Source organism: Mesonia oceanica, from assembly GCF_902499555.1.
Classification (GTDB): domain Bacteria; phylum Bacteroidota; class Bacteroidia; order Flavobacteriales; family Flavobacteriaceae; genus Mesonia; species Mesonia oceanica.
On record NZ_CABVMM010000003.1, the window covers coordinates 79,394 to 94,308 of the forward strand.

Here is a 14,915-nt window from a genome sequence, read left to right on the forward strand (position 1 = left end):
TAATAATTTACTTATTGAGCTTTGGCGTTATGTTTCCTCAGGATTGTACTAAAAGATTTTCTTTTTTACTAAATCGATGTGGTTCTCTCAGTGGCTCAGAAAAAGATATACTTGAACAAAATCTTTTAGATTTCCTTAATTCTTTGCCTCAAGACGGAACTATTGAATTATCTTTTATTGGACTTATGAGTAGTGATTTTGAGTCGTCTGATAATTATATTGGACCAGCATATTTAAATTCCAATAATTATTCAATTTTTGAAAACTACATTAGTAATATTTATAATACTTCCGATGGACCAGGTTCTCATTATTGGAATTCTGGATTTCAAACTTTAAATGATTTGTATATAAATGATTATCCCGATATTGTTGTAGTAGTTTCTCATGATAATTATTTTGGACCAGTACCAAGTAATTGGGCTCCTAATGGGGGAACACAAAGTGCATATAATTTACTTCAAAGTAATATTCAAAATATTAATAATAATTCCCATTTATTTTTTTGCTTAGATCTAGGAGATTCAGCTTATCTCCATGAAACCCCTCCCGGATCTCAATATCCTGGTGATGAGTATTATCTCGAAGGAGGTCCTAATAGCACAAACTATGCGCGATGGGCTTTAGAGTATTATTATAATGGTATAGATGTTCCAAACAAAGCGGAAGAATTGTATGTAAGTGATGACTTGTATAATAATGATTATTGGGCTTCTTTAAACTATTTTACTGATTTAGGTGATGTATTAAAAAAGATGTATTTAATAAGTTGCATTGATTGTTACCCACCTCAAAATTTACATGTTGAACCTTTAGAAAATAATTCTAATTCTTACTCAGTTATTTTTAGCTGGTCTGAAACTAATTCTCCTCTTTCATCGGAATGGGAGGTAGTTTATGGGGTAGAGGGTTTTTCACCTTATACAGAAGGACAAAGCATTATTACTAACGATAATCCTTTGTTAATAGAAGGTTTAGAAGGAGATCAGACTTATGATTTTTATGTAAGGTCAAGATGTAGTGCTAACGATGTAAGCTTATATACAGGACCTATAAGTATAAATGTATGTATTCCTTGCCCCAATTGTAATTCATTTAAATTAGAACCAAACGAGAAATATGTATTGAACGCTTGGGTAAAAGAAGGGCATGCTGCTCAACAAACTTCATATGATAATAGTTCTATAGAACTATCCTATAACGGGAGTTCGCAAATAGATGTATGTACTACTAGTGGAAAATTAATAGAAGGTTGGCAACAAGTGTATGGAGAGTTTGTGGTTCCTGCTAATGCAACCAATATCAATATCTCTTTAATCAACAATAATAATGATGTGGCTTGTTATTTTGACGATATCAGGATTCATCCATACAATAGTAACTTAAAATCTTTTGTGTACGACCAGAAAACACAAAAGTTAATGGCAGAACTTGATGAAAATAATTATGCCACCTTTTATGAATATGATAACGAAGGAGGCTTAATTCGGGTAAAAAAAGAAACTGAACGTGGGGTTTATACCATTCAAGAAACCCGTTCCGGTACACAAAAATCAGAGTAAGGTATGAGATTAATATGTATACTAATAGCATTTACCATTTCTTCCATCACGTATTCCCAAATTACTTCCATGAGTTTATGTCCACCAACACTTGAAGGTAATGGGAATTTTGAATCTTGTGCAACGGAATTGTCCTCCGCTTGCTATACATCAGTTACATGTGCTAATTGGTTAGTGACAGGTGTTATTGATTATAATGAATATCAATATGATGGAGGGGAATCTTATGGGCCAAAAGTTTTTAATCCACAAACCTGTGCAGGGAATCAAGAAATAATTGATCCTTCACCTCAAGGAGGTATGTATGCAGGAGCTGAAGCAGGCGGAGGAGAGTTTTATATTTGGGACGAAGGTGAAGAGTTTGAAACTACAATTAATGGTTTAGTGGTAGGTGAAGAATATGTATTGGGTTTTTATCAAGCTAATGGTCACGTAACCACAACTGGGAATGAAGATTATATGGCTTGGAGGGTTACTATAGGTAATAATACCCCTATTTATGCAGAAATCATTGCTGCACATGAATCCTCAAACTGGTCTTATCAGACTTTATTATTTACTGCAGATAACACATCAATGACATTAAACTTCGAAGCAAGAACTGATATTAATACAAATTATACTTTTGACCATAGTACAAAATATATTTTACTAGATGGTGTAAATGTTTCGCATAGTTTATCAGAGGGTACTATTATTGGTCCAGAAATTATTACATGTGATGATCCCGTAGAATTGTTTTTTGATCATCCCACGCCAATAAATAATACTAATTATCAATGGGATATATATGATATGAGTGGTAGTCTTATAACTTACTATAATGGCCAAAGTATTTTGTTAGATAATCTTGAATCAGGCAGTTATACTGTAGAAATAACAGTAAATCCACCAGGCTCTTGTCCTTCAACGCATATATCAGAAATACAAGTAATCTGTTGTGAAATCTGTCCAAATTGTAATTCCTTTAAATTAATGCCAAAAGAAAAATATGTATTGAACGCTTGGGTAAAAGAAGGGCATGCTGCTCAACAAACTTCATATGATAATAGTTCTATAGAACTATCCTATAACGGGAGTTCGCAAATAGATGTATGTGCCACAAGAGGGGAAATTATAGAAGGTTGGCAACAAATATATGGAGAGTTTGTGGTTCCATTAAATGCAACTAATATTAATATCTCTTTAATTAATAATAACACAGATGTGGCCTGTTATTTTGACGATATCAGGATTCATCCATATAATAGTAATTTAAAGTCTTTTGTTTACGACCAGAAAACACAAAAGCTAATGGCAGAACTGGACGAAAATAATTATGCCACCTTTTATGAATATGATAGTGAAGGAGGCTTAATTCGGGTAAAAAAAGAAACTGAACGTGGGGTTTATACCATTCAAGAAACCCGTTCCGGTACACAAAAATCAGAGTAAGGTATGAGATTAATATGTATACTAATAGCATTTACCATTTCTTCCATCACGTATTCCCAAATTACTTCCATGAGTTTATGTCCACCAACACTTGAAGGTAATGGGAATTTTGAATCTTGTGCAACGGAATTGTCCTCCGCTTGCTATACATCAGTTACATGTGCTAATTGGTTAGTGACAGGTGTTATTGATTATAATGAATATCAATATGATGGAGGGGAATCTTATGGGCCAAAAGTTTTTAATCCACAAACCTGTGCAGGGAATCAAGAAATAATTGATCCTTCACCTCAAGGAGGTATGTATGCAGGAGCTGAAGCAGGCGGAGGAGAGTTTTATATTTGGGACGAAGGTGAAGAGTTTGAAACTACAATTAATGGTTTAGTGGTAGGTGAAGAATATGTATTGGGTTTTTATCAAGCTAATGGTCACGTAACCACAACTGGGAATGAAGATTATATGGCTTGGAGGGTTACTATAGGTAATAATACCCCTATTTATGCAGAAATCATTGCTGCACATGAATCCTCAAACTGGTCTTATCAGACTTTATTATTTACTGCAGATAACACATCAATGACATTAAACTTCGAAGCAAGAACTGATATTAATACAAATTATACTTTTGACCATAGTACAAAATATATTTTACTAGATGGTGTAAATGTTTCGCATAGTTTATCAGAGGGTACTATTATTGGTCCAGAAATTATTACATGTGATGATCCCGTAGAATTGTTTTTTGATCATCCCACGCCAATAAATAATACTAATTATCAATGGGATATATATGATATGAGTGGTAGTCTTATAACTTACTATAATGGCCAAAGTATTTTGTTAGATAATCTTGAATCAGGCAGTTATACTGTAGAAATAACAGTAAATCCACCAGGCTCTTGTCCTTCAACGCATATATCAGAAATACAAGTAATCTGTTGTGAAATCTGTCCAAATTGTAATTCCTTTAAATTAATGCCAAAAGAAAAATATGTATTGAATGCTTGGGTAAAAGAGGGGCATGCTGCCCAACAAACTTCATATGATAATAGTTTTATAGAACTATCCTATAACGGGAGTTCGCAAATAGACGTATGTGCCACAAGAGGGGAAATTATAGAAGGTTGGCAACAAATATATGGAGAGTTTGTGGTTCCATTAAATGCAACTAATATTAATATCTCTTTAATTAATAATAACACAGATGTGGCCTGTTATTTTGACGATATCAGGATTCATCCATATAATAGTAATTTAAAGTCTTTTGTTTACGACCAGAAAACACAAAAGCTAATGGCAGAACTGGACGAAAATAATTATGCCACCTTTTATGAATATGATAGTGAAGGAGGCTTAATTCGGGTAAAAAAAGAAACTGAACGTGGGGTTTATACCATTCAAGAAACCCGTTCCGGTACACAAAAATCAGAGTAAGGTATGAGGTTTATTGTAAGTTTAATTTTTCTATTAAGTCAATTTGCACTTCAGGCTCAGGTAAATACAAGTGTTGTCGACTTAGATGAAATATTAAAAAAAACACAGGATTTCTATAAAAATGAATCTAGTTATTACATAGAAATCCAATATAAATTATTTGAAAACCATAAAGATTCCCATCCTTTAAGTACTTATAAAGGTGAAATGGGAAAAATGAAGAATACTTATTATAACAATGTTTTAGGGACAGAGATGTATGTAGGGAATGATATCATGATTAAAGCAAGTCACGATCAAAAAGCAATAGAAGTCAGCAATAATACACCAAACGGTGCTGAAGCTATTTTTAATATTTCAGGGTTTTTAAAATCTTTTAAAGATTATAAAGTGGTTCAAAAAGAAGAGGTGATTAGATGTGAACTCTTAGCCCCGGAACTTACTTCGTTGCCATATGGAAAAATTATACTGTATATCAATAAAAAAGATTATTCATTACAGCGTCAAGTAATGTACTACCTACATTCTTCAGAATATAAAAATGAAAAAGGAGAAATGGTAGTGAGCTATCCAAAACTAGAAATTAATTTTTCACAGGTAAAGCCAGTAAGTTTGCTGGAAAAAGAGGTTTTTAATAAGTCTTATTATATTGTTCAAAACAAAGGCGTAATTCAACCTGCTAATAACTTTGCCAATTATAAAGTAATCAATAGAATTTAAAATCAATTAACCAAGCATTAAGTTATGGATTTTTCTACTTCAAAATATTTCTTCACGTTTTTACTTTTTAGCTGTGTGTTGGGCATAAATGCGCAAACAGTAGAAGTAAATAATCAGTTTTCTGGTAATCAAATTAATATAGGAGCTGTTTTGACTGGAGCTGAAGATCCTGATTCAGCATCAGCATCAGCTACTACTGCCAACGCATATTCCTATATAAAAATTTTTATTGATGAAAATACACCTTTAGGAACTAATGATGCAGCTATCGAGAATCAGGTAGGAGATTTTGAAGATTTTAGTTATAGCATAAAATTAAAAATCACAGCTACCGATTATGCCAATGGGCTTTATGAAGAAGAAAAGGTTTTCTCACTAGAACGGTATAACTATCAAGCGGGAGATTTTGTAGATAATCAATATTATAAATTAGAAAATGCCAAACAAGTAGAAGTTAAAGTACTGGAGCTTATTACAGAATATCCCAATGTGTCTTCTACAGCAACCCCAGCCAATGTAACTGTTGAATTGGGGTTTGCGGCGACCAGGTATTATGCCTTGGATGAACAAACTTTACCCTCTTTAACCATCACTTCCCAAACGTATACAGACGAGGACGGAAATACTTGGGATAGGGATGTTTTATTAAATTGGAATTCTATTAATGGTGCAGAAAGATACGAACTAGAATGGACGTGGATCGATAATTTTAATCAGATTGTAGGTGGTCCTGACCTTACCGCAAGTCAAGTAGAGTTAACAGAAGCTCAGTTTCAACACAATAGTTCGAGGATTTCTACCTCAAAAACTAATTATAGTATCCCTTTAGTTTACTCAAAAGGATATTTGGTTTTTAGGGTAAGGGCCGTAGGTAGATTTGTAAATGAGGTAGATAAAGAACTTTTTGGACCTTGGTCAATTTCAGGAAGTAGTTTACAAACCGTTCAACAGTGGGGGAGTTATTATCCCGTACAAAATGTTAATCACGATACTAAAAACTGGCAATTTCAAGCAAGTTATGCAGAAGATGGAAAAAAGAAAGAAGTATTAAGCTACTTTGATGGATCATTACGAAACAGGCAAACCATCACTAATATAAATACCGATAATTTAACAATTGTTGGGGAGACTGTTTATGATACCCAAGGTAGGGCAGCCATTGAAATTTTACCTGTACCCACCAGTACAGTTAGTAACACTTCTAATGAAGGGCTTCATTACTATAAAAATTTTAATCAAAATATGGATGGTGATAAATATAACCATTTAGACTTTGATTGGACCGTGGAAGAGGCTTGTAATAATCTTGCCAAAGGGATGAAAGCTTCATCGGGGGCAAGTAAATATTATTCAGATTCAGAGCTACAGAACAATTATCAGGACTTCGTTCCCGACGCTCAAAATTTCCCTTTTTCTCAAATTGAATATACCCAAGATAACACGGGAAGAATTGCTAGAAAAGGAGGGGTAGGCCCCAATCACCAATTAGGGACGAATAATGAAATGAAATACTTTTATGGAATCCCTACCCAGCAAGAATTAAATAGATTATTTGGGAATAATGTAGGGAATGCCAATTTTTATAAAAAAAATGTAGTAGTAGACCCTAATTTACAAGTGAGTGTGAGTTATATAGATCCTAAAGGGAAAACAATAGCTACTGCTCTTGCCGGAAACCATCCTGCTAACAATGATGGTAAAATTCTAGAACCTTTAGAAGATGAAGTTCATGGCGCTCATCAGACGGTAGTTACAGATCTTTTAAATAAAGATAATTTTGCAGATCCAGACACAAATCAAGATAACAATGTGTTGTTTACCACAGGTAACTTTGCCAATTACTACGATGGTTTATTGTCAGATAGTCAAAGACTCGTTACTACAGAGCCAACTGATTTGAAAGTAGATTATTCATTTACGGTACCTGCGAAGACCTTTAATAGTCCTGAAAATGATATGTGTTTCTTGTATCCGTTGGTCTACGATTTAGAAATTGATGTAACCAACAATTGTGGTGAATCTATGCTGGAAACTAATCACTTTGAACCCCTTAAGTCTACTGTGGGTGAATACAATTATAATGCTACAAGCGGTTATATTGAAGCTACTCCAAATGCAACTACTCAACTGTCCTATAGTTTAGAAAATCCTATTCCAATTCCAGGTTTAAATGTAGGAGCTTATGGAATCAAAAAAGAGTTAAAAGTTAATGAAGATGCTTTAGAGGTGTTTGCTGAGGACTATGTAAGAAGGTTAACAGATAAAAATAATGTTTGCTATGTAGATTGGGACGATTTTGCTCCAAACACAAGTATTGAAGGATGTTTTCAAAGTTGTCAGGATTGTATAGATGGTTTAGGCTTTAGCAATAAAGAAGAGTACCGTAATTACATGCTTAGTCCAGAAAATGGATTTTATAATGTAAGTGATTATGGAGATGGGACCACAAGCTCTGTAGAGTGGCAACAATTGATAGCAAGATTTGAAAGAGAGTTTGAACTGATGGTAGAAGCTTGTATGCAACCGTGTAGAGTAGATGGGACGAGTTTAACTAATACAAATGTTGCTGAATCTATTTCGGTAGTAAACGCTATTGGAGTAATGGTTTCTGATATGCAACCACATGGAGGACAGTATGGAATATCTTACGAAGCCGATGATGAAGATGACGAAGAAATGACAGTCACCGTAGATCAAAGCTTAGGACAGGAAGGAGCGATTTACAACATTTATAATGAGGGAGATGAAAATGGGGAAAATGCTAACCAATTGGTTTATATTGAAACCAACTCAGGAAACCCAATCTTTCACGATGAAAACATAAATTGGAGAAACCCAATACACTATAAATTTACCGATAGTAACGGTAGTCCCAATCATTATTTTACTCCTTCAGGAGAGATCGCCTATGTATATGTAGAAAAAATTGAAACTCCTGAGAACTCTAATCAGAATCCAGAATATAACCCTCCACTTTTAGCTGGTATATCCAATAATGATTTAGAGCCAACTACTAGCCCTACTACTTTTATGGTAGAGCCTCAATTTTTGGCTAATTTAGAGGATTTTGTAAGTAGTTATCAAAGTAATTGGGGAGAATCATTGATTGTTTATCATCCTGAATATAAATATTTAGAATATACCATAGATGTAGCAGAACAAATTTCTCAAATAAATCTAAATATTTATGATGAAGATAATAACTCCTATACGAGTACCAACATTACTTTAAATTCTGATGGATTTGACAATTTACTGGAAGAGGCTACTTCCTTTACTATTGCCAAAAATATGGGGCTTTTGGGAAATCCTTGTTTTCTTCTAGAAAAAGATCCTTTTTTTACTTTACAAAGCGGGTTGGGAGTAGATATTAATGGTGATTCATTTTATGAGGTGAAAAATGAAATTATGAAGATGGCATTAGGGTGTGGTAATTATGTAAATAATGGTGATTATGAAGGTATGAGTGCTTCCATTATTCAAGTTTCCTATGCCAATGCCATCTGTAATAGTATAGAGGTTTGTGAAAATTCAGATTTAACAGCGCTCACCAACCAACAGGTTCTTTCTAGTGTCAATAACCTATCTACAACACAAAAAAATAGGTTTTGGGAAAGCTATAGAGGGCATTACCTATCACTAAAACAAAAAATAAACTATGTGTTAATGAATTACTATGCAGCCTCACAAGGGGGGTATAATGGTTGTATAGAAAACGGAGAATACGATTCAAGCCTGAATGGGGTAGATAATGTAATTGAAGACTATTACAATAATAATATTAGCTCTATTTCTTTCTCAGAACCTTCAGAAACCGTTTGTAATTCCATAACAGGAGATGAGTACCAATATAAAACTAGAAGATTTATCCCTATAGATAACCTATACGATTCCGAGGAAGACAATCAAGATATACTGGATAGTTTGGGAGAATTCGCAGATTATCACAATCTTATCAATTCAGGTCTTTGTCCTTTAGCATTAGACTTGCAAGCCTTTTTAAATGGTTTTGTAGAAGAAAATCCTGATATACTTGGTATCCGTAATTATACAGGATTATACCTTTCCCAAGATTTATTTACAAATTTTGGAGGAATAATAGGCTCCAATATAAATCTACAAATAAAAGGAACACCAATTAACTCACAGGATTTTAGTTTAGATTTAATGACTAGCGGAGGTACCATAGAAAAAATCAGCTTAAGTTTACCTGCCAATAGTTTTGTATGGAATGAGTATGGTACAGATTGGATGATTCTGCATATGGATCAGCTTAACTATACCAATTATATAAATGGTAATCCAGATGTATTCAACTTTCAAATTTTAGCAGTAGTAAAAGATTTTAGTACTGGAACTTATAGTGAAGTCGTCATTTCAGGGGAAACCCACGCACAAATAGGAGAATGTTACATAGGAGATCCAACTTCGCCTTCAGGTCCAGGAGAAGTAATAGATGATGTTAATTGTGATAGTTCTGTATGTACCCCACCGTTCATTGAAAATAAAGATGAAGCTTTTAAAGATTTTTTTACTGAAATATTGAACAATGGTTACTATTTATCTAATTCTTCAGTTGATATAGAACTTTCTGAAACTGTAAGAGAGTGGTTTTTAGTAATGGAAAATATAAGCGAAGAAGATGTAAATAATGCAAAAATAGTCAACTTTGTACATTGTAAAAATAGTTCGCTAATATCTACTACTTTAAAGCTTGGTTTAGATTATATAATCTTAGCAGATAATTCTTCAGGAGTTGGAGTAAGTTTTGATTTTCAGTCAGCTTCTAGTATTGAATCAGTTGTTGTGATGCCATTTGGAAATGCTGGGAGTGGACCTGGAGATGGTTTTTTTGGAGTAAATGGACACGGTTCAGGAAAGTGGGTTAATGGTAATCCTTATTCTTATTGTTACCCTTCTCCCAATTTATCAAGTTATGGTATTGCTTGTGGTACAGGTTCGTCAGATTTGGATTATGAAAGTTCAAGTTCTGCTAGGTCTAGTTTAGAACAATCTTCTATAGAAAGTTCAACATCTAGGCAAAATGTGTTATTAGGTTTAATAGATACTGAAAGTCAAATTTTACTTAATAGCAATAATCAAACCTATGTAAGTGATATGCTTGATTGCTCTACTTATAATTTAGAGCAGGTGAAATTGTATTATGAGATTAATATGAAAAATCTTATAAATGCTATTCTAAATAATGGAAGTGCTAATATTAATCTTGCAGATCAATTACCGAATGCTTACTCCCTATTTTTAAAAGAGTTTTTCTATAAGAATTTTATTTATTCGGGATATATCTCAGAAGATTGGGATTTTAATCCTAATCAAGCTAAGTTTATTGATTCTAGCAGTGCTTTAGCTAATTCAGAAGATTCCTATATTTATTTTGATGAAATTGACGTTAAATTTCGGCTTTTTGAAGGCTCTTTATTAAATCAAGTTAATCATGTAGAAAATATTGTTGTTAATTATGGTCCTGATGAATGGTCTGATTTTGTAGGAGTTCTGACTAGTTATGGTAATATAAATTATATAGATAATGATGATAATACAATAACAGAATATATTCGTTTCGATATAGATTATAAGAATCGTTCCTATCAAAGTATATTTATGGGATTTTGTGCTCATCCTCAGAGCTGCCCTTGTGTTCCTCAAACCGTTGCCCCGGTTACTTGCACCCCAGATTCTTATATAAAATTCCTGAAAGATTTAGATAGAAAAGTAAGAGACTATCGAGCACCTGAGTATTATAATCAAGAATATTTTTGCAGTGCCAAATACCAATACTTAGTAGATGATTATCTCTATTACTTAGATAAATTAAACATTACTTCTGTGCAGGATATGGGCTATATAACCATAGCAGAGTTTGGAGCTACAGAAGCTAACTACGGTTATAATGGCATGACAGCAATAATAAATGAATATGCCAATTATTATAACAATGATTACTTGCCAGACTTTTTAGATACGCACACCGAAACAGATTCACCCATGGCTTGGGGAGATTTTGTGAGTATTTATTTTGACGTGAATCCAGATATATGTCCACCAGCATTGCTTCCGGTAAATGTAAAAATAAACTTACCAGATGTTAAATCTGAATGTGATGTTTTCACAAAAAACATTACAGAAGCTTATAACCAAGACGCTTATTATGCTTATGTAGAAACTTTAAAGCAAAAATTCATTAAGGAATATATAGAATATGCTACAAGTGCAGTTGTAGAGCATTTTGATTTATCCTATTTCGATAAAGAGTATCAATATACGCTGTATTATTACGATCAAGCAGGAAACTTAACACAAACCGTACCACCCGAAGGTGTAGATAGAAATAATCAACAACACACCTTAAAAACAGAATATAAGTATAACTCTTTAAACCAACTTGTATGGCAAAAAACACCTGATGCTGGGGTAACGCGTTTTGCATACGATGCCTTGGGAAGAATAGTGGCCTCACAAAATGAAAAACAACTAAATGAGTTATCAGGTAATTTAGAGAAGTACTCTTATACCCGCTATGATGCGCTAGGTAGAATTATTGAAGCTGGTGAAGTTGAGCTTTCTAATGGATATCAGATCAACTCAAATGGAAAATTAATGTATGGTTCTACAACGGAAGCCCATGTTAATCAACCTGATTTCCCTTACAATTTAGCAGGAAATAATAAGTTTCACGATGTTACTAAAACTTTTTATGACGACATTAATAATGTTGATCTCTATTATTTATATGCCGGTCCGGGTGGCGGCCTTGCAGAACCTTATGCAGGAAATTCACGTAATAGGGTAGTCGCGGTATTATACTATGAAGAGTATAATGGGGATGATAGTTTAACAGATGGATCGCTTGATGGTTGGGTTGATAATTTTATCATATACGATTATGATATTCATGGAAATGTAAAACAAATGTTAACTCTTATAGCGGACAAGGATAAGTTACAAGAAGGAATTTTCTTAAATCCTATTTCTGTAAATTATAAATATGATCTCATTAGTGGTAATGTAAATAAGGTAACTCTACAGCAGGGCAAACAGGATCAATTTATCCATAGATTTTCATACGACGCAGATAATCGCATTACAAAAGTAGAAACATCGGAAGATGGTTACATATGGGAAGAAGATGCCGAATACCAATATTATAATCACGGTCCTTTGGCTAGAGTATTATTAGGAGATAAAAAAGTACAAGGTATAGATTATGTATATACCTTGCAAGGGTGGCTCAAAGGAGTAAATAATGAACATCTCGATTTGCATGAAGTAGGGAAAGATGCCGTTGCAAATAATGTGGCCAGAGATGCATTTAGTTACTCGTTGTCCTATTATGATGGGGATTACCAACCAAGAGTAAATTCAATAGCTAGTCCATTTGCTTTAAGTCAAAATTATTATGCATCCAATACAGATTTGATGAATGGAAACGTACGGGGGATGACTACCGCGTTATTAGATGTAGAAGAACAACCCTTAGATAAAACATTTAATACCTATACCTACGATCAGTTGAACCGTATAACTGCGATGAATTCCCAATATGGAGATCCCTATGGAGTTGTAAATGGAAATGCGGGACCAAAAACTTCTTATAGTTACGATAGAAATGGTAATTTAAAAACACTTTTTAGAAGTGGAAAAACTGAAAATGGGGGCATTGCAGATATGGATAACCTGACTTATCATTATAACCTGGATGCTTCCAATAAGCTTATTAACAATAGGTTAAGAAGATTAGGTGATGCCATTACCTCTAATAATTTTGATAACGATATAAAAAATCATACAAATAATTATCAATATGATGAAATAGGGCAACTCACTCAAGATTTAGATGAAAACATTCAAAACATAGAGTGGACCGCAAGTGGAAAAGTAAGGCGTATAGAAAAAGTAACACCAGAAGATGAAGTTTACAAATTTGAATATGATGGTTTAGGAAATCGAATAGCAAAACACGATTATGCTCAGAGAAAGGTATATTATTATGCTCGAGATGCACAAGGCAATGTACTGGCCGTTTATGAAGCTGAGGACGAAAGAGTTGGTCAAGACCCAACTACAATCGATTACGATTTAATATTAGAGAGTGCTACTGTTAATACAATTGGTAACGTTCTACAGGCTCTTAATAATATAGAAGTAGCAGGAGGCTTAAATACCTATACGGTAGAGCCAAATGCGCAATTAGACCTTGAAGCCGGTAATTCCATTACTTTAAAACCAGGATTCCATAGTAAGCTAGAAAGTGATTTTCACGCTAAAATCGTAAATAATCTAGAAGCTCCTACCAATTTAGAGTACAAAATTAGTGAACAACATATTTACGGGAGTTCACGTATAGGTATAAATTATCCTAAAGACAATATCGTACAAACTATAGAGGATAATGAAAATTATACCGGCCGGGCCGCAGCTTATTCAGTTATAAATACCGAATTATATAAAAACGATATTGGAAACAAAAAATATGAGCTCTCCAACCACTTAGGCAATGTATTAAGTGTTATCTCAGATAGAAAAAATTATAGACCCGGTCCTTACGGCGATGAGGTATTTACCCCAGATGTAATTGCCTATAACGATTACTATCCTTTCGGGATGCTACAGCCCAACCGCCACGCCAGCACCCCCGATTACCGCTACGGCTTCCAAGGTCAAGAGATGGACAACGAAATTAAGGGAGAGGGCAACAGCATAAACTACAAGTACCGTATGCACGACCCAAGGATTGGAAGGTTTTTTGCGGTGGATCCGTTGGCAGCTAAATATCCTTGGAACTCGCCTTATGCTTTTAGCGAGAATCAAGTGATAAAGTTTATTGAATTAGAAGGTTTAGAAAAGAAAAATAATAACGGAGATTGGACTCTAGGAAGTTTATTTGATAAAATGTTTGGTGAATGGTCAGGATTAAATTTAGCTGATAATTTGGATCCTGACTATAATGTAAAGAGTGAAAAAGAATTTCAGAAAAAATTACAAAGTTTACCGGCGGTTGAAAAGAAATTTAAAAATAAAGTTGCCAGAGCAAGTCGTGAGGCAAAATATGCAACTTATACCGTTGGAGCAATAGCTTCATTACCTTTTGCTGCTGGAGCTTCGGTAGAATTAGGGGCTGCAGCATTACCTTATATTGGAGCTGAAATAAGTTTAATGGCTGAATCTGGTCCTTTATGGGTGAAAATGATTGGTAGTTCTTTTGCATTAAACTCTACTAGGCTTAAAATTATATCGGGAGGATCAACTTTTGTGGATCAAACTTTGACAAATGGTTTTGGTAATGCAGATTGGTTTGATATAGGTATGTCAACAATGACAAGTAATTTAGGAGGTACTGTTCTAGGAGGACGTTATAATTATACATTTAATAATGGATGGGAAACACAAAGTATATCAGATTTTGGTGTTGATGTTGCTTCTGGAGTATTTGGAGGTAAATTAGGTGATGGATTAGGTAATGGCCTTAAGAATTTAGATTATAAAGCTGCTAAAAATTCTTTAGAGTTTTCTGGAAATACTATTCTTCAAATGGGTACTTCCGAAATGTTCAATTATGTTAAAAATTTTATATTTGGAGAAGAAGAAGATTAAGAAAGATTTTTTTAATTTATGGTGGTTTTGTTAATCTTTTAAAATATATCAAGTTTTAGCCAACTTCTCAAACATCTTATTCCCCCCGAGCTAGTTTGCAACCAGTGGCGGCAGGAGTAAAAAAGTTAACATAGGAACCAAATAAAAGAGAAG

At 33.9% G+C, this 14,915-nt stretch carries 5 protein-coding genes; all 5 read left to right on the top strand.

The genetic code is table 11. The features are described 5' to 3' along the window. The first annotated feature begins 143 nt into the window (after nt 1-143). From FVB9532_RS04165 to FVB9532_RS04185, 5 genes are read left to right on the top strand one after another with little or no spacing between them, the layout of a single operon-like run. A complete protein-coding gene (locus FVB9532_RS04165; protein WP_150543949.1) occupies nt 144-1,562 on the top strand; it encodes a fibronectin type III domain-containing protein in 1,419 nt (472 codons plus the stop codon). A gap of 3 nt (nt 1,563-1,565) precedes the next feature. Beyond that, nucleotides 1,566-2,996, top strand: a complete 1,431-nt coding sequence (locus FVB9532_RS04170; protein WP_150543950.1) for a T9SS type A sorting domain-containing protein — start codon at nt 1,566-1,568, stop codon at nt 2,994-2,996. A gap of 3 nt (nt 2,997-2,999) precedes the next feature. Then, a complete protein-coding gene (locus FVB9532_RS04175) occupies nt 3,000-4,430 on the top strand; it encodes a T9SS type A sorting domain-containing protein (RefSeq protein ID WP_150543951.1) in 1,431 nt (476 codons plus the stop codon). Between the two features lie 3 nt (nt 4,431-4,433). Beyond that, the gene (locus FVB9532_RS04180) at nt 4,434-5,150 is read left to right on the top strand and encodes a LolA3 family protein (protein WP_150543952.1); all 717 of its coding nucleotides are present in this window, start codon (nt 4,434-4,436) and stop codon (nt 5,148-5,150) included. Between the two features lie 24 nt (nt 5,151-5,174). After that, nucleotides 5,175-14,762 (top strand): RHS repeat-associated core domain-containing protein, encoded by a 9,588-nt coding sequence (locus tag FVB9532_RS04185; RefSeq protein ID WP_150543953.1) that lies wholly within the window; start codon nt 5,175-5,177, stop codon nt 14,760-14,762. Nucleotides 14,763-14,915 lie beyond the last annotated feature (153 nt).